This is a genomic window from Streptomyces termitum (genome assembly GCF_014650175.1).
GTDB classification, from domain to species: domain Bacteria; phylum Actinomycetota; class Actinomycetes; order Streptomycetales; family Streptomycetaceae; genus Streptomyces; species Streptomyces termitum.
In genome coordinates, this window is sequence record NZ_BMUL01000005.1 from 78,487 (window position 1) to 99,121 (window position 20,635).

Genomic DNA, 20,635 nt, shown 5'->3' on the forward strand with positions numbered 1-20,635 from the left:
GTATCCCTCTCGTCCGGTGGGCCGCCCACCCCGGGGCGGTCCGGTCGTGTGTCCGGTTCGAAAGGGGGGTTGCCGCCCTCCCCGCACGGAGGTGAACTCCCTTGCGGAAACGGCGAATCGGCATGTCCGGCCGCGCGGTATCCGCGACCCGGCACGCCGATGGGCACACCGGGCACGGCACCCCCCTACCGCGCCCCGCTCCGGATGGTCGCCTCGTCGGCACCCTCCCCTTGGGGTGCTTTGTCGACGGTTCGGTCCGGGTGAGATGTATGACGGTATTGATGAAGGGGACTGTAGGGCAAGTCCCGCTTCTCCGGGCCGGTTTCCGGCATTTTGGCGAACGATCAACGCCTGGAACAGGCATCTTCTCGATCGGATGAGATCAATCCGTTCATTCGGCGGGAGGAACGGCGGGAGGAACGGCGGGAGGAACGGCGGGGGAACGGCGGGAGGGGCGGGGGAAGCGCGGGGAGGGCCGGGGGAGGGCTCCCTCTCGTGCGCCGCCGTGCGCCGGTGCGCCGGGGTGCGGGACGGCGGGCCGCCCGGCGGGTGGCGGTGCCGGGTTCCCGGCGGTCCGCCCGGGCGCGGAACGGACGGCTCCTCAGGTGGCCGGAAAAAATCGGTCTTTGAGGGATGTTCACTCACTCTCCAGAGTCAGTTTTGACATGAACACTTCCCTGGCGGCCGATCCGATGCTACTTCCTGGTAGCGCAGAGATCCTGCTACTGGAGGTTCCATGAAACTGTCACGGTTCGCGGCTTTCGCGTCCTCGCTCCTGCTCGGTTCCGTCCTCGCCCTCACCGGGGCGGGTGCCGCCCAGGCGGCCGGGACCGCCGCCGTCGACTACGTGGCCCTGGGCGACTCGTACTCCTCCGGCGTCGGCGCCGGCAGCTACGACAGCGCCAGCGGCGACTGCAAGCGCTCCACCAAGGCGTATCCGCGGCTCTGGGCGAACGCCAACGCGCCCGCCTCCTTCTCCTTCACCGCCTGCTCCGGCGCCGTCACCACCGACGTCACGAGCAAGCAGCTCGGCCCGCTCAACTCCTCCACCGACCTGGTCTCGATCACCATCGGCGGCAACGACGCGGGCTTCGCCGACGTCATGACGACCTGCGTCCTCCAGTCCGAGTCCACCTGCGTCAGCCGGGTGAACCAGGCCAAGGGCTACGTCGACTCCACCCTCCCGGCCCGGCTCGACGCCACCTACAACGCGATCCGCAGCAAGGCCCCCAACGCCCGCGTCGTCGTCCTCGGCTACCCGCGCTTCTACCAGCTGAACGGCAGCTGCATCGCCGGCCTCAGCGAGACCGAGCGCACCGCGATCAACAACGCCTCCGACTACCTCAACGCCGCCGTCGCCAAGCGCGCCGCCAACCACGGCTTCGCCTTCGCCGGCGTGGTCCCCGCCTTCACCGGCCACGAGATCTGCTCCGGCTCGGCCTGGCTGCACAGCGTCAACTGGCTGAACATCGGCGAGTCCTACCACCCGACGGCCGCGGGCCAGTCCGGCGGCTACCTGCCCACCTTCAGGAACGCGGCCTGACGGAAGTCACCCGTCCGCGCCCGCACCCGGGGCGCCGGGAACGGCGGGGGCGGTGCTCGACGGCCCGCCCCCGCCCGGACCGGTGCCCGGACCCTCGTCCCTGACGGCCTGCCACACCAGCGCCCCGACGATGACGAGGAGTCCGGCCAGCCCGGCGGCGAGCACCGCGCCCCGCCGGGGGCCGCCCCGGCGCACCGGTGCGCCGGACGGAGCGGCGGCGCCCGCCGGACGCCCCCCGCCCGCTCCACCGCGCCCCCCGTGCTCCTCCCGCTCCTCCCCGCCCGTGTGCGCGGCGGGGCCCGGCGTCCCCTTCACCGCGGACGCCCCGTCACCCGCCGCCCGCACCCCGGCGATCCGCTCCAGCTCCCTGACGGCCGCCGAGCGCGCGTCCTCGTCCCCCTCCGCCAGCCCGGCCACCACCGGGGCGAGGGGGCCCGGCAGGGGGGACCCGGTCATCCCGCCGAGCAGCGCCGCCAGCGACCGCGCGTCCTCCCCGGGGCCCGGCGCCGCGCCGTCCGCATCCGGCCCGGCCGTCCCGGTCGCGACGCCCGTGACCACCACCCGCCCGTCATTGGCCAGCAGCACCCGGTCCGGGCCGAGGTCGCGGTAGGGGACGCCCGCCTCCCGGGCCGCCCGCAGCGCCGCGAGGACCCCGAGCGCGACCCGCGCCGCCTCCCGGTCCGGCAGCGGCCCGCCGGCCTCCAGGGTCTCCGCCAGCGTCAGCCCGCGGACCAGCTCCATCGCGATCCAGGGCCGGCCGTGCTCCACGGCCACGTCGTACACCTCGGCCACGCCGGGGCACCGGATCGCCCGGGCGGCCCGCGCCTCGCGCTCGACCCGGGCGTACAACGCCCGTTCCGCAGAGGCGTCGAGGCCCGGCGGCGCGTGCACCTCCTTGACGGCCACCTCGCGGCCGAGCGCCTCGTCCCGGGCGCGCCAGACGATTCCCGCCGCACCCTCCGCGAGGGCGTCGAGCAGCCGGTAGCGGCCCGCGATCAGGGTCATGGGCCCACGGTAGCCGCCCCCTTGGCGGGTGGCGACCCAGAGGAACGCCCCTCGGTGGCGGAGATCACACCGGTCCCCGTGTCCGGATCAGGACCCCCGGCGTGCAGGATGGTTCGTGACGGTTCGGCAGGTGTTCGAACGCTGTCCAAGTCGCCCTGGAATCAGATGGATTCGGAGGGTCACCGTCAACCCCCGTACGAGTGCCGTACATCCTGACGGCGGGATACACGCGTGTCACCATGGGGCGATAGGGTTAACCTGCCCGGGTCGGGTGCCCTCGTACGGGTGGGGAGTGACATGGAACAGACAACGATGCGCAGCAGGCCGCGTGTGCCTGCCATCACCTGCGGGAGCAGTGCGACCAGTTCGCGGCTCGACCGCCATCTCGCGGTGCTCGGCGGACCCGCCATACCGCAGCGGGAGGCGGCCGAGGCGACGCTCCTCATGCGGGAGCTGACGACGCGTCGCCACGAGACGCCGGCCCAGAGCCCGCACGGCGGTCGTGCGCGGGTCTCCCTCTTCGCCCCGCTCCGCCGCCTGCGCCGCACCCTCTTCGGCACGCGCCACTGACCGCACGCGGCGCACCAGGGCCCGGACCCGCGTACCCGACGCGCTCCGCCCGCCCCGGTCCGCCGCCCGCACCCATCCCGCACGCCGAGAGCGCCGGACGCGTCCCCGCCCGTCCGGCGCTTCGTCGTACCCCCGCACCGGGGCGCGCGGCCGCCCCGCCCCGTCACACCAGCGTGAACTGGCCCTCCGGGCCCTCCTCGCGGTGGTCGAGCACCGAGGCCGGGCGGCGCGCCCGGTCCGGCACCGGCAGCACCCCCGCCGCCCGCAGCGCCGCCCGGCCCGGCCCGCCGCCCGCCGCGAACGGCGCGCGCTCCGCCTCCCGGCCGCCCAGCAGCGCCAGCACCGTCACCAGGTCGAGCAGTTCCGAGGTCCACTCCTGCGGCCAGGCCGCCGGGCCGATCGCCTCCAGCGAGCCCGGCTCGGCCGGCGCGGTCCGGCGGGCGAACCACCGCTCCAGCACCCGCACCCCGCCCACCCGGTACGCCCAGGCCGCCTCCGGCACCGGCGAGATCCGGCCCCCTCCGACCTCCAGCACCTCCCCGCCGGGGTCGTACGAGGGAGCCCCGGGCCGCGCCGGGAGCGCCGCCCGCACATAGGGCCTCCGGCCGCCCGGCAGCCGGGGCCGCGTCCCCGACAGGGCGCCCCGCAGCTGCACGTCCAGGAGCTCCCGGCCGAGCGCCGTCCCCGCCTCCCACGCCGCCCGGTCCACGGGCAGCGGTACCCGGCAGCCCGCGGGGGAGGGGACCGCGGCGGCCGCCGCCCAGGCCGCCCACTCCAGCGGGTCCGCCGGACCGCGCCCCGCGCCGTACCGCTCGCCGAGGAAGCCGAGCAGCCCTGGCGCCAGATTGGGCTCGGCGCCGCCGGGGCGCCGGAAGAGCGGCCGGATCCGGCCCGGCCGGCCCGCCGGGGACCGCCCCTCGGGCAGCGCGCCGGTCGCCAGCAGTGCCGGTCCGGCCGCCCCCGGCACGTACCCCTGCTCCACGAGGAAGAGCTGCGGCGCGCCCGCCACCCGCCACAGCTCCGGGCGCGCGGTGTCGATCAGCCGGTGGTCGGGGAGCAGCCACTGCTCGTCGAAGGGGTCGGCCAGCACCCGTACCGGCTCGGGGCAGGGGCCGTCCTCGCGGGCGAACCGCCCGGTCCCGGTGCGCTGCCCGGGCAGCGCCGCCACCGCCGTGTCCGGGGTGCGCGCCCGGCTCGGCCGGAACAGCGCGGCCCGCTCGCCGCCCTCCGCCGCGACCAGCCGGTCCCACCGCCCGCGCAGCGTCCGGACGTCGGGCGCGACGATCCACGCCCGGCCGAACCGCAGCGGCGCCGCCGACCACGGCATCAGCTCGTCGAGCAGGGGCGTGTCCTCGCCCGGGGGAAGGGCCTGCTGCCGGGGAGCCTCAGTCACGCCCCGCATGCTAACGAGCGCCGTCCGTGCGGGGCCAGCGCCGCCCGCCCGGTCTCAGCGGGCCTCGACGGTCACCGTGAAGGAGAAGCGGTCGCCGCGGTAGCGGATGCGGGCGACGTCGACGACGCGGTTGTCCTCGTCGTAGGTGACGCCGGTGTAGTGCAGGATCGGGGAGAGCAGCGGGACGCGGAGCAGTTCGGCCGTGGCGGGGTCGGCGAGCCGGGCCTCGACGGTGTCGGTGATCCGGCTGATGCGGACGCCGACGACGTCCCGGAGCACCTTGGTCATCGGCCAGCGCTCCAGGTCGGCCGGGTCGATGGCGGCGGCGAACTCGGGCCGCACCGCGTTCTCCGCCCAGTTCGTCGGCTCGTCGCTCTCGCCGTCGGAGCGCAGCCGCCGGTAGGTCACGACCTCCGTCAGGTCGGCGAAGTGCTCGGCCAGTTCGCCCGGCACCGGCTCCGGGCCGTGGCCGAGGACCGTCGTCCGCTCGCCCGACTGCTGGGCCACGATCGCGTCGATCGAGCCGAGCAGCCGGCGCGGGGCGGAGCGGCGGGCGCCCGGCTCGATGAAGGTGCCGCGCCGCCGGTGCCGGCTGATCAGCCCCTCCTCCTCCAGCTCCTTCAGCGCCTGCCGCATGGTCAGCACGCTGACGCCGTAGTGCGCGGCGAGCCGTTCCTCGGTGGGCAGCCGCAGGGAGGCGTCGGAGGTGCGGCCCAGTATGGAGGCGCGCAGGGACTGCGAGACCTGGTACCACAGCGGGAGCTTGCGGTTCAGGACCAGCGAGTCGGGGGCGAAGGCGGTCACGGCGGTCTCCGTACGACGGCGCGGCGGGGCGGCTGGGCGGACTCTACGGCCGGAAGTGGCGCTCCAGACCCTGCCACACGTCGTCATAGCCCCGCTGGAGGTGGTCGGCGTCGGCGGCCTGCGCGGTCGCCGTCACCGGCCAGCGGGTCTCGAACATGAAGGCCAGGCCGTCGTCGATCTTCTGCGGCCTCAGCTCGGCGGCGCTGGCCCGGTCGAAGGTCTCCCGGTCGGGGCCGTGCGCGGACATCATGTTGTGCAGCGAGCCGCCGCCGGGCACGAAGCCGCCCTTCCCGGCGGTCTTGGCGTCGTACGCGCCCTCGATCAGGCCCATGTACTCGCTCATCACGTTCCGGTGGAAGTACGGCGGCCGGAAGGTGTCCTCGCCGACCAGCCAGCGCGGGGCGAAGACCACGAAGTCGACGCCGGCCAGGCCGGGGGTGTCGGAGGGGGAGGTCAGCACGGTGAAGATCGACGGGTCGGGGTGGTCGTAGGAGATCGACCCGATGACGTTGAAGCGGCGCAGGTCGTAGACGTACGGGGTGTGGTTGCCGTGCCAGGCGACGACGTCCAGCGGGGAGTGGTCGTAGGTCGCGGTCCAGAGGTTGCCGCAGAACTTGTTGACGACCTCGACCGGGCCCTCGACGTCCTCGTAGGCGGCGACGGGGGCGCGGAAGTCCCGGGCGTTGGCCAGGCCGTTGGCGCCGATCGGGCCGAGGTCGGGGAGCTGGAAGGGGGCGCCGTAGTTCTCGCAGACGTAGCCGCGGGCGGTCGCGTCGAGCAGTTCGACGCGGAAGCGGACGCCGCGCGGGATCAGCGCCGTCTCGCCGGGGTGGACGGCCAGCAGGCCCAGCTCGGTGCGGAGCAGCAGGCCGCCGAGCTCGGGGACGATCAGCAGCTCGCCGTCGGAGTCGCCGAAGACCCGCTCCATGGAGGTGTCGGCGTGGTAGAGGTGCACGGCCATGCCGGCGCGCTGGGCCGCGTCGCCGTTCCCGCCGAGGGTCCACAGGCCGGCCAGCCAGTCGGTGCCGGGCGCCGGGTCCGGCAGCGGGTCCCAGCGGAGCCGGTTGGGGTCCGGCACGGCCTCGGTGAACGGCGCGGTGCGCACGGCGCCGTTGTCGGCCCGGACGAACGGCGGGTGCGCCGCCGAAGGGCGGATCCGGTACAGCCAGGAGCGCCGGTTGTACGCCCGGGGCTCGGTGAACGCGCTGCCGCTCAGCTGCTCCGCGTAGAGCCCGAGCGGGGCGCGCTGCGGCGAGTTTCGTCCCTCGGGGAGGGCCCCGGGGAGCGCCTCCGACGCGTGCTCGTTGCCGAAACCGGTGCTGTAGGTGAGCGCCTCGGCCGTCTTCCTGGCCTGCTCGGTCGTCATCGCCCGCTCCTGTCCTGAATGCACGGGCCGTGCCCGCGAAAGGAATCCTATGGATGACCGTAGGATTCCGCGCGGCTCCCGTCAACGGGGCGGACGGCACGGGTCCGCGATCCGTTCCGGCCCGATCCGGCGTCCGGCCCCGGCGCTGTCCGGTAACCGCCGGTCGGGCGGCCGGGATACGGCCCCGGTTCCGCCGGGGACCGGCCGGTCGGGGCAGCCGCGGCCCGGCCCGCGGCCCGGTCGGGCCCGGCGGCGGCCCGCCGCCGGATCCGGCCGGGAACCGCCCCTGGGGGCGGCCGCGATCCGGGCTCGGGCCCGGGCGGGAGTCGTTCCCGGGCCTGGGCGAGGCCCGCCCCCGGGCCCGGTCGGGAACCGCCTCCGGACCAGGTCGCGGCCCGCCCCCGGATCCACTCGTGATCCGTGCCCGCACGGCGGGGTCAAAAAGATGAACAATGCTCTACTCTCGCGGCCATGCCCTGGACCCGAAGGTTCGTCTCGCTGTTCTCGATCGTGCTCGCGGTGCTCGCCGCGAGCCTCCTCACCGCCCCCGGCGCCCAGGCGCACGAGGAGCGGCCCGTCACCTTCCCCGACGGTTCCGGCAGCGTGCCGAAGCACCGCGCGGGGGAGCCCGACCTCCTCGTCTGCAAGACGGACCGCGCCGACTTCGAGCGCCGGATCGCCGCCTTCCCGGCCGGCCTCAAGGCCCGCAACCTCGACCTCTTCGCCCGCTGCGGCCGCAGCGGCTACCGCCACCTCCAGCAGGCCGTCGACGCCGTCGACAAGCCCGGCACGACCATCGCGATCCTGCCCGGCCTCTACGAGGAGGAGCCCTCGCTCCCGGCCCCCACCGGAGCCTGCGCCTCCCTGAAGGCCCCGAAGTCCTCCTTCGGCTACCAGATCCTCAGCTACGAGCAGCAGGCCCAGTGCCCGCACAACCAGAACCTGGTCGCGATCCTCGGCAAGAAGGACCTCCAGATCGAGGGCACCGGCGCCTCCCGCCTCGACGTCGTCATCGACGCCAAGTACACGAAGCTCAACGCGATCCGCGCCGACAAGTCCGACGGCGTCTACTTCCGCAACTTCACCGCCCAGCGCACCACCTTCAACTCGCTGTACGTGCTCGCCGCCGACGGCTTCGTCATCGACGACGTCCTCACCCGCTGGAACGACGAGTACGGCTTCCTCACCTTCGCCTCCGACCACGGCCTCTACAAGAACTGCGAGTCGTACGGCAACGGCGACTCCGGCATCTACCCCGGCTCGGCCTCGAACATCAACGACGGCTACGGCTTCGACGTCCCCCGCCACTCCATCGAGATCACCGGCTGCCGCAGCCACCACAACATGGTCGGCTACTCCGGCACCGCCGGGGACTCCGTCTGGGTCCACGACAACGAGTTCGACCACAACATGGGCGGCGCCTCCATGGACTCCGCCTTCCCCGGCCACCCCGGACTCCCGCAGAACCACGCGAAGTTCGAGCGGAACGCCATCCACGACAACAACGAGGACTACTACCGGTACGTCGCCGACGGCACCTGCGCCCGCCCGCCCGCCGAGCGCGGCTACGAGAACGGCGTCGTCTGCCCCCAGATCTCCATGCCGCCCGGCACCGGCATCATCACCGCAGGCGGCAACTGGAACCTCTACGAGGACAACTGGGTCTACGGCCACCAGCGGACCGGCTTCTACCTCAACGCCGTCCCCGCCTTCATCCGCGGCGAGTCCGCCTGGGCCAAGCAGACCGACACCTCCCACCACAACCGCTACGCGAACAACCGCCTCGGCGTCGACAAGGCCGGCAACCCCCGGCCCAACCGCACCGACGTCTGGTGGGACGGCCAGGGCCGCGAGAACTGCTGGCAGGACGACGCCGGCGCCTCCAGCCCCCGCGCCCTCCCCGCCTGCGGCACCGCGCGCGGCGAGGTCTCCGGCGCCACCGCCCGGCTCGTCGGCGAACCCGTCAAGCTGGCCCAGCTCCTCGTCTGCGCCGACTACAACGTCCAGGCCCGCCGCCTCCCGGCCGGCTGCGACTGGTACGGGGCCCGCGGCCTCCAGCGCGTCGAGACCCAGATCGCCCTGGCCGCCGCCGTCCTCCTCGCCCTCGTCGGCACCGCCCTGTGGTGGCGCAGGCTGCGCGGCCGCCGCCTCGCCGCCGCGGCCCTCGCCACCGGGCTCGCCGGACTCGCCCTCGACGTCGCCGGCTCCACCCTCTCCCTCACCCCGACGTACGTCCCCGCCCTCGCGCTGCTCCTCACCGGCGCCTGGTGGACCGTCACCGGCCTCCTGCTGCGCCCGGCCCGCCCCGTCTTCGGCTGGACCACCGTCGCCCTCGGCCTCCTCACCCTCCTCGACGCCTTCGACAAGGCGGTCCTGATGATCCCCTGGACCCCCGTCAGCCCCGCCTGGCTCCGGCTCCTCCTCGGCGTCGTCTGGGTCCTCTGGGCCGTCGTCGCCGCCGGTACCCGCCCCACCCCCGCCGACCCCGCCACCCCGGCCGACCCCACTGACCCCACCGCCCCCGCCCAGCCCGCCGGCACCGCCCCCGCGCCCGCCGAGGAGCCCGCCGCATGACCACCCCCGCCCCCGCCCCCGCCCCTGTAACCACCCCCACCCCCACCCCTGTGACCACCCCCGCCCCCGGCCCGGCGACCGCCCCCAAGGCAACCGCCCCCGGTCTCCGCCGCACCGTCCCGGCCGCCGCCGCCCTCGCCGCCGTGCTGCTCCTGGCCCTCGCCGGGTGCGGCGGGCGGGCCACCACGCACCACAAGCCCGGCACCAGGCACGAGCAGGCCACCGGCGGCAACGGGACCCTGCTCGCGGCCCGCGACGAGTCCGGCCACCGGCTCCGCGAACTCCCCGCCGCCGAGGCCCCCGCCGTCCGCGCCGAGGTCCGCCCCGACACCGAGGGCGGCTGGAACGTCCACCTCGCCCTGGAGCGGTTCCGCCTCACCCCCGAGTCCACCGGCGGCGCCGCCCTCGCGGGCCGGGGCCACGCCCGCCTCCTCGTCGACGGCCGCGAGACCGCCCGCGCCTACGGCCCCTGGTTCCACGTCCCGGCCGGCGCCCGCACCCTCACCGTCCGGCTGTACGCCGACGACCACACCGTCTGGGCCACCGGCGGCGCCCCCGTCCAGACCACCGTCCCCCTCGCCGCCTCCGCGGCCACCCCTTCCGCCCCTTCCGCCACGCCGTCCCGCACCCCCGAGCCCCCCGCCACCCCCGCCACCCGCACCCTCGACATCCGCGTCACCGGCTCGACCGTCACGCCCGCCCCCTCCCGCGTCGAGCTGAAGAAGGGCGAGCGCCTCACCCTCCGCGTCACCTCCGACCGCGCCGACACCGTCCACGTGCACGGCTACGACCGCGAGGCGGCCCTCGCCCCCGGCACCCCGGCCACCCTCACCCTCACCGCCGACCGCACCGGCCTCTTCGAGGTCGAGACCCACGAGTCCGGCCTCGTCCTCACCCAGCTGGTCGTCCGGTGACCGCCCCGCCGCCCCCGCTCCTCCCGCTCGCCCACGGCGTCGGCGCCCAGCACGACCTGCCCCTCTCGCCCTTCTACGCCTACGCCGGAGCCTTCACCGCCCTCCTCGTCTCCTTCCTCGGCCTCGGCCTGCTCTGGTCGTCCTCCCGCTTCCGGGGCGACCGGGCGGGCCGGGCCCTGCCCGCCGCCGTGCAGCGGTGCGCCGACGCCCCCGCCACCCGCACCGCGCTGCGCGTCCTCGGCGCGGCCCTCGCCCTCCTCTTCCTGCTCCACCTCGTCCTCGGTCCCGACGACCCCGACCGCAACCCCGCCCCCGGAGCCCTCTACGTCCTCCTCTGGGTCGGACTGGTCCCCGCCTCCCTCCTCCTCGGCCCCGTCTGGCGCCTCCTCAACCCCCTGCGCGCCCTCCTCGCGCTCCGCCCGCCGCGCGCCCCCCGGCCGGTCCCCGCCGCCGTCGGCATCCGGCCCGCCGCCGCCGGACTCCTCCTCTTCGCCTGGCTCGAACTCGTCGCCCCCGACAACACCGCGCGCCCCGTCCTGCTCACCGCCCTCGCCGTCCACCTCGCCGTCCAGCTCCTCGGCGCCGCCCGCCACGGCGCCGCCTGGTTCGCGCACGCCGACCCCTTCGAGGCGTACTCCTCGCTCCTCGCCCGGCTCTCCCCGCTCGGCCGCCGCGCCGACGGCCGCCTCGTCCTGCGCTCCCCCCTCAACGGCCTCGACGCCACCCCCGAGACGCCCGGCCTGGTCGCCGCCGTCTGCGTCCTCCTCGGCACCACCGCCTACGACGGCCTCTCCGACAACCCCCGCTGGATCACCACCCTCCAGACCTCCCCGCTCGGCCCCACCCCGACCGCCACCCTCGGCCTCCTCGCCGCCGTCGCCCTCGCCGCCGTCTGCTACGGGCTCTGCGCCGGCACCCTGCGCCTGCTGAACCGCGCGCTCACCACCCCCCTCACCTCCTTCGCCCACTCGCTCCTGCCGATCGCCCTCGGCTACCTCACCGCCCACTACTTCTCACTCCTCGCGGTCGAAGGACCGCGTACCGTCATGATGGCGGTCGGCACCGACAACGCCGCCGCGCCCGCCCCGCCCCTGGGCCCCGCGGGCCTCGCCGTCCTCCAGGTCACCGCGATCGTCACCGGCCACGTCCTCGGCGTCGTCGCCGCGCACGACCGGGCCGTCCGGCTCTTCCCGCCCGCCCGCGCCGTCGCCGGCCAACTCCCGCTGTTCGTGCTGATGATCGCGTACACCCTCGGGGGAATCGGCCTGCTCATCGCCTGACACCGACCGGGACGGCATCATGGACCCCGTGCCCCAGACCCATCCGCACGGCCCGCCGCCCGCCCTCCGCCGCACCCCCGTCCAGCAGCGGAGCGCCGAACGGCTCGCCCGCATCCTCGACGCCTGCGCCGGACTCCTCGACGAGACCGGTTACGAACAGCTGAGCACCCGGGCCGTGGCCGCCCGCGCCGGCGTCCCGATCGGCTCCGTCTACCGCTTCTTCGGCAACAAGCGGGCCCTCGTCGCCGCGCTCGCCCACCGCAACCTCGACCGGTACGCCGAGCGGATCTCGGCCCGCTTCGAGCGGACCGAGGTCCTCGACGCGCGCGCCGCGATCGACGGCGTCCTCGACGAGTTCATCGCGATGAAGCGGAGCGTCCCCGGCTTCGCCCTCGTCGACTTCGGCCCGCCCGCCGCCGAGGAGACCGACGGGAGCGGGGCCGAGGACCCCAACGGCCTGGTCGCCGAACGGCTCTGCGGCCTCCTCGCCGCCCACCTCGGCCGCACCGCCGACGAGACCCTGATGCGCAAGGTCCTCGTCGGCGTGGAGACCGCCGACACCCTCGTCCGCCGGGCCTTCCGCGCCGACCCGGAGGGCGACCCGGCGCTGATCGCCGAGACGCGCCAGCTCCTCCACGCGTACCTGGCGCCCTCCCTGGTCTGAGGCCGTCCGGGCCCGGGGCCGTCGGGGCCGCTGGGTGGCCGTCCCGGCCCGCGCCCCGATCATCACCGCTGTGACCTGGGGTTTTGCTCGTATTGCTCATGCGTCGACCCCTTGTTGAGGCCGACGGGGGGCACCTACCGTCGTGCGCACCGCCGCTCGGCGGCCGTGCCACGGCGAACGTGAGGTGCCTCCATGCTGACCGTCCTCGGCTTCGCCATGATCGCGACCTTCCTGGTCCTGATCATGACGAAACGGATGTCGCCGATCGCGGCGCTCGTCCTGATCCCCGCCCTCTTCTGCGTCGCCGTGGGACAGGGCGCCCAGCTCGGCGACTACGTGATCGACGGAGTGGGCAAGCTGGCCCCCACCGCCGCGATGCTGATGTTCGCCATCGTCTACTTCGGCGTCATGATCGACGTCGGCCTCTTCGACCCGATCGTCCGGGCCATCCTGCGCTTCTGCAAGGCCGATCCGATGCGCGTGGTCGTCGGTACGGCGCTGCTCGCCGCGATCGTCTCCCTCGACGGCGACGGCTCCACCACCTTCATGATCACCGTCTCGGCGCTGTACCCGCTCTACAAGCGGCTCGGCATGAGTCTCGTGATCCTCACCGGCGTCGCCGCCATGGCCAACGGCGTGATGAACACGCTGCCCTGGGGCGGCCCCACCGCCCGCGCCGCGACCGCGCTCAAGCTCGACGCCGGTGACATCTTCGTCCCGATGATCCCCGCCCTCGGGGTCGGCCTGCTCTTCGTCACCGCCCTCGCGTACGTCCTCGGCCGCCGCGAGCGGAAGCGGCTCGGCTACCTCACCCTGGACGAGGCCCTGGTCCACGAGACCGCGGACGAGACGGTCCTGGTGGGCGCGGGCGGCGGCGCGGACTCCGGCGCGAAGGGCACGGGCGCGAAGGGCACGGGCACCACCGGGGCGGGCACCACCGGGGCGGGCGCCTCCGCCGGGGCGGACGCCGACGAGGTGCCCGGCGGCGGCTTCCAGGGGCTCGACCCCGACCGCGCCACCCTCCGGCCCCGGCTGTACTGGTTCAACGCCTCCCTCACCGTCGCCCTGCTCACCGCGATGATCCTCGAACTGCTGCCGATCCCGGTGCTCTTCCTGATCGCCGCCGCCCTCGCGCTCACCGTCAACTTCCCGCGCCCCGCCGAGCAGAAGGAGCGGCTGGCCGCCCACGCCGACAACGTCCTCAACGTCTCCGGCATGGTCTTCGCCGCGGCCGTCTTCACCGGCGTCCTCACCGGCACCGGCATGGTCGAGCACATGGCCGACTGGCTGGTCGGCGCGATCCCGGACGCGCTGGGCCCGCACATGGCGCTGGTGACCGGCGTACTGAGCCTGCCGCTCACCTACTTCATGTCCAACGACGGCTTCTACTTCGGCGTCCTGCCCGTCCTCGCGGAGGCGGGCGCCGCCCACGGGGTCTCGCCGCTGGAGATCGCCCGCGCCTCCCTCGCGGGCCAGGCCCTGCACATGTCGAGCCCGCTGGTCCCCGCCGTGTACGTGCTGGTGGGCATGGCGAAGGTGGAGTTCGGCGACCACACCCGGTTCACCGTGAAGTGGGCGGCGCTGACATCGCTGGTGGCCCTGGGGGCCGCCGCCCTCTTCGGGATCGTCTGACCGGGAGCGGGATCGGCCGGACGGGGGACCGGCGGCGCGGCGCGGGAACGAAAGGGGCCTGAACGCACCAAGGGTGACAGATAGTCGGATTATCGGCTTACAAGTCCCGGCCGTCTCCCTGTCCCCTCGTGGAGGAACCCGCATGTCCGCTCGCACCGCCCGGCCGCTGGCCGCCGTCTCCGGTCTCGCCCTCGCCGGCCTCGCTCTCGCGGGCGGGGCCCCGGCCGCGTACGCCGCCCCCGGCGACAACGGCGACGTGAAGATCCACAAGGTGGGCACCCCCTTCGACGACCAGAGCAACGAGCCGAAGGTCTGCGCCTTCTATCTCGCCGGATTCGGCTTCGACGTGTTGCAGGACGTCCAGTGGGACATCGTGCCCCAGCCGGCCAAGCCCGGCGGCGCCGAACTGAGCGGCCGGATCACGCTGCTCTCCGGCACGGGCCACACGGCGCCCCTCGCCCTGCCGGACGGCATGTACAAGCTCACCTGGACCTTCGCCGGTGAGAACGGCGCGGGCAAGCACAAGGTCTTCCAGGTCGACTGCCCCAACGGCACCACGGGCGGCAGCACCACCGGAGGCAACGGCAACGGCGGGAACAGCGGCGGCACCGGCGGTCACGGACCGCACGGCCCGGTCGGCGCGGGCGGCGGCGGCGCCGCCCAGATCGCCGCCGAGCAGGACTCCTCCGCCTTCGGCATCGGCGCCGCCGTCGCCGCCGGTCTCGCGGGCACCGCCGGCGTGGTGCTGATCCGCCGCTCTCGCCGCCGCACCGATGGCGCGGCGTAAGGCCCGCCCGACGCGCCGGCAGCGGCGGCTCCTCCGGCTGGCCAGGACCGCGGCGGTCGCCGCGGCCCTGGCCGCCGGGTGCGTGTGGTGGAGCGGCGACGCGGACCCCGTCCCGTCCCGCCCCGCGGTCGACGCCAAGCCCACCGCCGGCGCCGGGACCCCGGCGGCGGCTCCCGGGAGCGCCCCGTCCGCCGCCGCCCACCGGGCCAAAGCCCCCGCGAGCCGCCGGACGTCCCCTCCGGCGGACCCCGCCCCGCTCGCCCGCTCCCGCCCCACCGCCCTCGCCGTCCCCGCGATCACCATCGAGGCGCCCGTCCTGGACCTCGGGCTCGACGCGCGGGGCCGGCTCGGGGTGCCGCCGGTGGACGACCCGAAGCGGGTCGGCTGGTATGCGCGCGGCCCGGCGCCCGGCGAACGCGGCACGGCCGTCATGGTCGGCCACCGGGACACCCGTACCGGACCGGCCGTCTTCCTCGACCTCGACTCGCTCGGGCCGGGCAACACCGTCCGGGTCGCCCGCGCCGACGGCCGGGTCGCGGTCTTCACGGTGGACCGGGTCCGCACCTACCCGAAGGCCGCCTTCCCCGACAAGGAGGTGTACGGCTCCACGGGTCGCCCCGAACTGCGCCTGCTGACCTGCGGCGGAGCCTACGAACGCGACTCCGGCTACGACGCGAACATCGTGGTCTTCGCCCACCTCACCGGCACCGACACGTCCATCTGACCCGGCCCCGACGCACCCGTCCGGCCGCCGGGGCGGGCAGGACGTCCGGCCCGCCCCCCGCCCCGCCCCCGTGCCGGGTACCGTCGCCCTCGCCGGGGCGCGGTGTCCGTCGCGGGGGCGCACGCGCGCGTGCGGGTGAGATCCGGCCCACTCCCACCGGCCCTGGCGCCCTAAAACTAACAGCGCTAGTTTGGGGCGGCGGGCCGAAGCGATCGGCCCCGCCGGCGAGTGGAGAGGGAAGCGGATGAAGGCCCACGACGCGATGTACATCGGCGGGGAGTGGCGGCCCGCGGCCTCCTCCGGGACGATCCCCGTGACCGACCCCGCCACCGAGCGGGTCATCGCGCACGTCCCGGCCGGCACCGCCGAGGACGTCGACGCCGCCGTGCGCGCCGCCCGCGCCGCGCTGCCCGGCTGGGCCGCCACCCCGCCCGCCGAGCGGGCCGCCCGGATCGCCGCCCTGCGCGACGTGCTCGCCGCCCGCGCCGAGGAGATCGCCGCCACCGTCACCGCCGAGCTGGGCGCCCCGCCGAAGCTCGCCGCCGCCGTGCACGCCGGGCTGCCGGTCGCGGTGGCCGGCTCGTACGCCGAACTCGCCGCCACCCACCCCTTCGTGGAGAAGGTCGGCAACTCCACCGTCTACTCCGAGCCGGTCGGCGTCGTCGCCGCGATCACCCCGTGGAACTACCCGCTCCACCAGATCGTCGCCAAGGTCGCCCCCGCCCTCGCCGCCGGCTGCGCCACCGTCCTCAAGCCCGCCGAGGACACCCCGCTCACCGCCCAGCTCTTCGCCGAGGCCGTCCACGAGGCGGGCCTCCCGGCGGGCGTCTTCAACCTGGTCACCGGCCTCGGCCCGGTCGCGGGCCAGGCCCTCGCCGAGCACCCCGGCGTCGACCTGGTCTCCTTCACCGGCTCCACCGCCGTCGGCCGCCGCATCGGCGCCCTCGCGGGCGGCGCGGTCAAGCGGGTCGCCCTCGAACTCGGCGGCAAGTCCGCCAACGTGATCCTGCCCGGCGCCGACCTCGCGAAGGCGGTCGCCGTCGGCGTCGGCAACGTCATGTCCAACTCCGGCCAGACGTGCAGCGCCTGGACCCGGATGCTGGTCCCCGCCGAGCGGTACGAGGAGGCCGTCGCCCTCGCCGCCGAGGCCGCCGCGAAGTACGTGCCCGGCGAGCGGCTCGGCCCGCTCGTCAGCGCCCGCCAGCGCGACCGGGTCCGCGGCTACATCGAGCGGGGCGTCGAGGAGGGCGCCCGGCTCGTCACCGGCGGCCCCGAAGCCCCCCTGGAGACCGGCTACTACGTCTCCCCGACGGTCTTCGCCGACGTCACCCCCGACATGACGATCGCCCGTGAGGAGATCTTCGGCCCGGTCCTGTCGATCCTCCGCTACGAGGACGAGGAGGAGGCCCTCGCGCTCGCCAACGGCACCGACTACGGCCTCGGCGGCGCGGTCTGGGGCGAGGAGGCGGCGGCGGTCGCCTTCGCCCGCCGCATGGAGACCGGCCAGGTCGACGTCAACGGCGGCCGGTTCAACCCGCTGGCCCCCTTCGGCGGCTGGAAGAGCTCCGGCGTCGGCCGCGAACTCGGCGCCCACGGTCTGGCCGAGTACCTCCAGACCAAGTCCCTCCAGTTCTGACGCGCCCGCCGCGCCGCCGGATTCCCGCCGGCCCCGCACCACCCCACCGGACCCGCCCCCGCAGAAGGAGCCACCCGTGATCCGTGCCGCCGTGCTGCCCGCCGTCGGTGCCCCGCTGGAGATCACCGGCATCGAGCTGCCCGAACCCGGCCCCGGCCGGGTCCGGGTCCGCCTCGCCGCCGCCGGCGTCTGCCACTCCGACCTGTCGCTCTCGAACGGCACCATGCGGGTGCCCGTCCCGGCCGTCCTCGGCCACGAGGGCGCGGGGACCGTCGTCGCGGTCGGCGAGGGCGTCGCTCACGTCGCCCCCGGCGACGGCGTGGTCCTCAACTGGGCGCCCTCCTGCGGCTCCTGCCACCCCTGCTCGCTCGGCGAGGTGTGGCTCTGCGTCAACGCCCTGAACGGCGCGGCGGACGTGCACGCCCGCGCCGCCGACGGCCGCGAGCTGCACCCGGGCCTCAACGTGGCGGCCTTCGCCGAGGAGACGGTCGTCGCCGCGCACTGCGTGCTGCCCGCCCCCGAGGGCGTCCCGCTCACCGACGCGGCGCTGCTGGGCTGCGCCGTCCTCACCGGCTGGGGCGCCGTGCACCACGCGGCCCGGGTCCGGGCGGGGGAGACCGTCGCCGTCTTCGGCGTCGGCGGCGTCGGCCTCGCCACCCTCCAGGCCGCCCGGATCGCCGGGGCGTCCGCGATCGTCGCCGTGGACGTCTCCCCGGAGAAGGAGGAACTGGCCCGCGCCGCCGGGGCCACCGACTACGTCGTGGCGTCGGAGGGAACCGCCCGCGAGATCCGGAAGCTGACCGGCGGGCACGGCGTCGACGTGGCCGTGGAGTGCGCGGGCCGCGCCGTCGCCATCCGCACCGCCTGGGAGTCCACCCGGCGCGGCGGGCGCACCACCGTCGTCGGCATCGGCGGCAAGGACCAGCAGGTCTCCTTCAACGCCCTGGAGCTCTTCCACTGGGGCCGTACGCTCTCCGGCTGCGTCTACGGAAACTCGGACCCGGCCGCCGACCTGCCCGTCATCGCCGCCCACATTCGCGACGGCCGCTTCGACCTGGGCGCGCTCGTCACCGAGCGGATCACCCTGGAGGGCATCCCCGGCGCCTTCGAGGCGATGCTCGCGGGCAGGGGCGGCCGCGCCCTCGTCGTCTTCTGACCACGCGAGCACGTCTTCCGACCCCAGGGGTACGTGTGCTGATCGCGGGGGTACGCCCTCCGGTCGCGGGGGCGACGCCCTCCGGCCGGGGGCGTACGCCTCAGGTCCCCGCCCGGCCCGGCGCCTCCTCGGGCGTTGTGGCGCCGGGCGCGGCCGCGCGGGTCCGGGGCCGGGAGCGGGAGACCGCCACCCCGGCCAGGCACAGCGCGCCGCCCGCCAGCGTCCAGGCGCCGGGCAGTTCGCCCAGCAGCGCCCAGGCCATCAGGACCACCAGGGCGGGCACGGCGTAGGTGGTCGCGCCCATCCGCCCGGCGGTCGTCCGCGCCAGCGCGTACGCCCAGGTCGTGAAGGCCAGCGCGGTCGGGAACACCCCGAGGTAGACCATGTTCGCGGTCGCCGCCAGGGGCGCCCGCGCCGCCTCCGTCACCAGCTGCCCGGCGAAGGGGAGGCAGGCGGCGGCGCCGATCGCGCAGCCGTACGTCGTCACCTGGAGCGCGCTCGCGTGGGCCAGCGCCGGCTTCTGCGCGACCACCCCGCCCGCGTACGCGACCGCCGCGAGCAGGCAGAGGACGACGCCGAGCACCGAGGCGTGGCCGCCCTCGCCGGACATCGACAGGCCGACCGCCACCGCGCCCGCGAAGGAGACCGCCATGCCGGCCAGCAGCCGGGGCGGCAGCCGCTCGCCCAGGAAGCGGGCGCCGAGCAGCGCGATCAGCACCGGTCCGATGTTGACCAGCATCGCGGCCGTGCCCGCGTCCACCTCCCGCTCGCCCCAGTTCAGCACCACCATGTACACCCCGAACCAGAGCAGCCCGGAGACGACGATCCCCGGCCAGGCGGCCCGGGGCGGCACCCCCTCGCGCCGGAACAGGAGGACGGCGACCAGGACCAGCGTCCCGGCGAGCAGCCGCCCGAGGGCGAGCGCGCCGGGGGAGTAGGCGTCCCCCGCGCTGCGGATGGAGACGAAGGCGGAGGCCCACAGGACGACGGTGACCCCGGCGGCGGCGAGCGCGAGCCGGGCGGAGGAGGACGCGGAAGCAGGCATGGCACGACGGTAGGACCCCGACCCTTCGGTCCGCACCGCACTCTTCACAGAACCCCGCGTTCCGCCCCGCCCCCTGCGCGGAGTGCCGCGCTCCGGCCTCCCGGTCGGCGCAGGGCGTCCGGTCAGCGCAGGGCGTCCGGCTCGATGCCCAGCGCGCGGTGGAGCGCCCGCTCCCCGGCCGGGGTGACCTTCACCGCGCGCCCGGTTCCGATCCGTACGCACCAGCCGGCGTCCAGCGCGTGCGCGCAGAGCGCCGCGCCCGCCAGGCCCGCGAGGTGCGGGCGGCGCTCGGTCCAGTCCAGGCAGCCGCGCGCGAGCGGCCGCCGCCCCTTCGCCGCGAGGGGGACGCCGAGCTCCGCGAACCACTCCAGGCCCGGCCCGGTGAGCGCGAACCCCGCCTCCTGGTCGAGCAGTCCGCGCGCGGTCAGCGCCCCGGTGACGGCGACGCCGAGCCGCCCGGCGAGATGGTCGTAGCAGGTACGGCCCCGGGCCAGGGCCCGCTCCGCGGTCGCCGCCCCCAGCGAGCGGGGCGGCCGGTCGGGGCCGGGGCCGGCGAGTCCGGCCAGCTCCTCCACGAGGTGCGCGATGCCGGGCCCGGCCAGCCGCACGTACCGGTGCCGCCCCTGCCGCTCCTCGGCGAGGACCCCGCCCGCGACCAGCTTCCCCAGGTGTTCGGTGGCGGTGGACGGCGCCACGCGCGCGTGGCGGGCGAGTTCCCCGGCCGTCCAGGCCCTGCCGTCGAGCAGGGCGAGCAGCATCGCCGCCCGGCTCTCCTCCGCGAAGAGTGCCGCGAACGCGGCGAGATCACTGGCTCCCATGGCTCCAGCGTCCCCCGCTCACGCTTCGGCCGCGCCCGAAACGTGCGCGTACTGCCGGTACTGGGCCGCCAGCCCGTCGAGGAGGGCGCGCAGCCCCGTCGCGAAGGCGCCCTCGTCGACCTTCTCGCGGTGCTCGGCGAGGCGGTGGGCCTGGCCGAGGTGCGGATAGTCGGCGGGGTCGTAGGCCGTCTCGTCGTCGACGAAGCCGCGGGCGAAGGAGCCGAGGGCCGAGCCGGTGACGAAGTACCGCATCAGGGCCCCGATGTGGGTGGCCTGGGCGGGCGGCCAGCCGGCCCGGACCATCGCGCCGAAGACGGCGTCGGCGACCCGGAGCCCCGCCGGCCGTCGGCCGGGCCCCTGGGCGAGGACGGGGACGATGTGCGGGTGGTCGGCGAGGGCGGCCCGGTAGGAGAGCGCCCAGTCGTGCAGGGCGGTCCGCCAGTCGCGGGGGTCGTCGGGCGCGAACATGCGCAGGTCAATCTTGGCGCTGACCGCGTCCGCGACCGCGTCCAGGATCTCGTCCTTGGTGCGGAAGTGGTTGTAGAGCGAGGGCCCGCTCACCCCGAGCTCGGCCGCCAGCCGCCGGGTGGAGAGGGCGGCGAGCCCCTCCGCGTCCACCAGCGCGCCCGCCGTCTCGACGATGCGGTCTCGGCTGAGCAGGGGCTTGCGCGGTCGGGCCATGGCGCACATAGTAGGCCCGCACCTAAAAACTAGCAGTGGTAAT

General features: G+C 75.6%; 18 protein-coding genes. 11 read left to right on the top strand and 7 right to left on the bottom strand.

Going from position 1 to position 20,635, the window contains the following annotated elements; translation table 11 throughout:
• The first annotated feature begins 736 nt into the window (after window positions 1–736).
• On the top strand, window positions 737–1,543 hold the full coding sequence (locus IE219_RS11280) for an SGNH/GDSL hydrolase family protein (RefSeq protein WP_189976504.1): 807 nt from the start codon (window positions 737–739) through the stop codon (window positions 1,541–1,543).
• A 6-nt stretch (window positions 1,544–1,549) separates the two neighbouring features.
• On the opposite strand, the gene IE219_RS11285 is transcribed toward IE219_RS11280, so the two are convergent.
• Entirely contained in the window at window positions 1,550–2,548 is a 999-nt protein-coding gene (locus IE219_RS11285) for a protein kinase domain-containing protein (protein ID WP_189976505.1), read from the bottom strand.
• A gap of 297 nt (window positions 2,549–2,845) precedes the next feature.
• Here IE219_RS11285 and IE219_RS11290 point away from each other — a divergent pair, with 297 nt between their 5' ends.
• Window positions 2,846–3,118: a hypothetical protein gene (locus IE219_RS11290; protein WP_189976506.1), complete on the top strand. Its 273-nt coding sequence runs from the start codon at window positions 2,846–2,848 to the stop codon at window positions 3,116–3,118.
• 163 nt (window positions 3,119–3,281) lie between these two features.
• On the opposite strand, the gene IE219_RS11295 is transcribed toward IE219_RS11290, so the two are convergent.
• Genes IE219_RS11295 through hmgA form a run of 3 tightly spaced genes read right to left on the bottom strand, consistent with a single transcriptional unit; the run spans window position 3,282 to window position 6,681 of the window.
• Window positions 3,282–4,520, bottom strand: coding sequence for a type ISP restriction/modification enzyme (locus IE219_RS11295; RefSeq protein WP_189976507.1), 1,239 nt, complete (start codon window positions 4,518–4,520; stop codon window positions 3,282–3,284).
• 45 nt (window positions 4,521–4,565) lie between these two features.
• Window positions 4,566–5,315, bottom strand: a complete 750-nt coding sequence (locus IE219_RS11300; RefSeq protein ID WP_189976508.1) for a GntR family transcriptional regulator — start codon at window positions 5,313–5,315, stop codon at window positions 4,566–4,568.
• A 43-nt stretch (window positions 5,316–5,358) separates the two neighbouring features.
• Complete coding sequence (gene hmgA / locus IE219_RS11305; protein WP_189976509.1) at window positions 5,359–6,681, bottom strand: homogentisate 1,2-dioxygenase; 1,323 nt, start codon at window positions 6,679–6,681, stop codon at window positions 5,359–5,361.
• A gap of 471 nt (window positions 6,682–7,152) precedes the next feature.
• Here hmgA and IE219_RS11310 point away from each other — a divergent pair, with 471 nt between their 5' ends.
• The 9 genes from IE219_RS11310 (at window position 7,153) to IE219_RS11350 (ending at window position 18,048) form a co-directional block, all read left to right on the top strand.
• A complete protein-coding gene (locus IE219_RS11310; RefSeq protein ID WP_189976510.1) occupies window positions 7,153–9,255 on the top strand; it encodes a right-handed parallel beta-helix repeat-containing protein in 2,103 nt (700 codons plus the stop codon).
• Window positions 9,252–10,169, top strand: a complete 918-nt coding sequence (locus tag IE219_RS11315) for a cupredoxin domain-containing protein (protein ID WP_268256842.1) — start codon at window positions 9,252–9,254, stop codon at window positions 10,167–10,169. The genes IE219_RS11310 and IE219_RS11315 overlap by 4 nt, the downstream gene beginning before the upstream one ends.
• Window positions 10,166–11,449 carry a hypothetical protein gene (locus IE219_RS11320; RefSeq protein ID WP_189976511.1) on the top strand — a complete coding sequence of 428 codons (1,284 nt, stop codon included), beginning with the start codon at window positions 10,166–10,168 and terminating at the stop codon, window positions 11,447–11,449. The genes IE219_RS11315 and IE219_RS11320 overlap by 4 nt, the downstream gene beginning before the upstream one ends.
• A gap of 19 nt (window positions 11,450–11,468) precedes the next feature.
• Complete coding sequence (locus IE219_RS11325; RefSeq protein WP_189976512.1) at window positions 11,469–12,113, top strand: TetR/AcrR family transcriptional regulator; 645 nt, start codon at window positions 11,469–11,471, stop codon at window positions 12,111–12,113.
• A gap of 192 nt (window positions 12,114–12,305) precedes the next feature.
• A complete protein-coding gene (locus IE219_RS11330) occupies window positions 12,306–13,745 on the top strand; it encodes a CitMHS family transporter (RefSeq protein WP_189976513.1) in 1,440 nt (479 codons plus the stop codon).
• 142 nt (window positions 13,746–13,887) lie between these two features.
• Complete coding sequence (locus IE219_RS11335) at window positions 13,888–14,532, top strand: hypothetical protein (protein ID WP_189976514.1); 645 nt, start codon at window positions 13,888–13,890, stop codon at window positions 14,530–14,532.
• A complete protein-coding gene (locus IE219_RS11340) occupies window positions 14,519–15,256 on the top strand; it encodes a class F sortase (protein WP_189976515.1) in 738 nt (245 codons plus the stop codon). Before IE219_RS11335 ends, IE219_RS11340 begins: the two co-directional genes overlap by 14 nt.
• Before the next feature lie 244 nt (window positions 15,257–15,500).
• Window positions 15,501–16,892 (top strand): aldehyde dehydrogenase family protein, encoded by a 1,392-nt coding sequence (locus IE219_RS11345; protein WP_189976516.1) that lies wholly within the window; start codon window positions 15,501–15,503, stop codon window positions 16,890–16,892.
• A gap of 76 nt (window positions 16,893–16,968) precedes the next feature.
• Window positions 16,969–18,048 (top strand): zinc-binding dehydrogenase, encoded by a 1,080-nt coding sequence (locus IE219_RS11350; RefSeq protein WP_189976517.1) that lies wholly within the window; start codon window positions 16,969–16,971, stop codon window positions 18,046–18,048.
• Window positions 18,049–18,148: 100 nt separating this feature from the next.
• Here the strand turns inward: IE219_RS11350 and IE219_RS11355 are convergent, their stop codons facing one another.
• The 3 genes from IE219_RS11355 to IE219_RS11365 form a co-directional block, all read right to left on the bottom strand.
• Window positions 18,149–19,093: a DMT family transporter gene (locus tag IE219_RS11355; protein WP_189976518.1), complete on the bottom strand. Its 945-nt coding sequence runs from the start codon at window positions 19,091–19,093 to the stop codon at window positions 18,149–18,151.
• 122 nt (window positions 19,094–19,215) lie between these two features.
• Entirely contained in the window at window positions 19,216–19,911 is a 696-nt protein-coding gene (locus IE219_RS11360; protein WP_189976519.1) for an ArsR/SmtB family transcription factor, read from the bottom strand.
• An 18-nt stretch (window positions 19,912–19,929) separates the two neighbouring features.
• Entirely contained in the window at window positions 19,930–20,592 is a 663-nt protein-coding gene (locus IE219_RS11365) for a TetR/AcrR family transcriptional regulator (RefSeq protein WP_189976520.1), read from the bottom strand.
• Window positions 20,593–20,635: the final 43 nt, after the last annotated feature.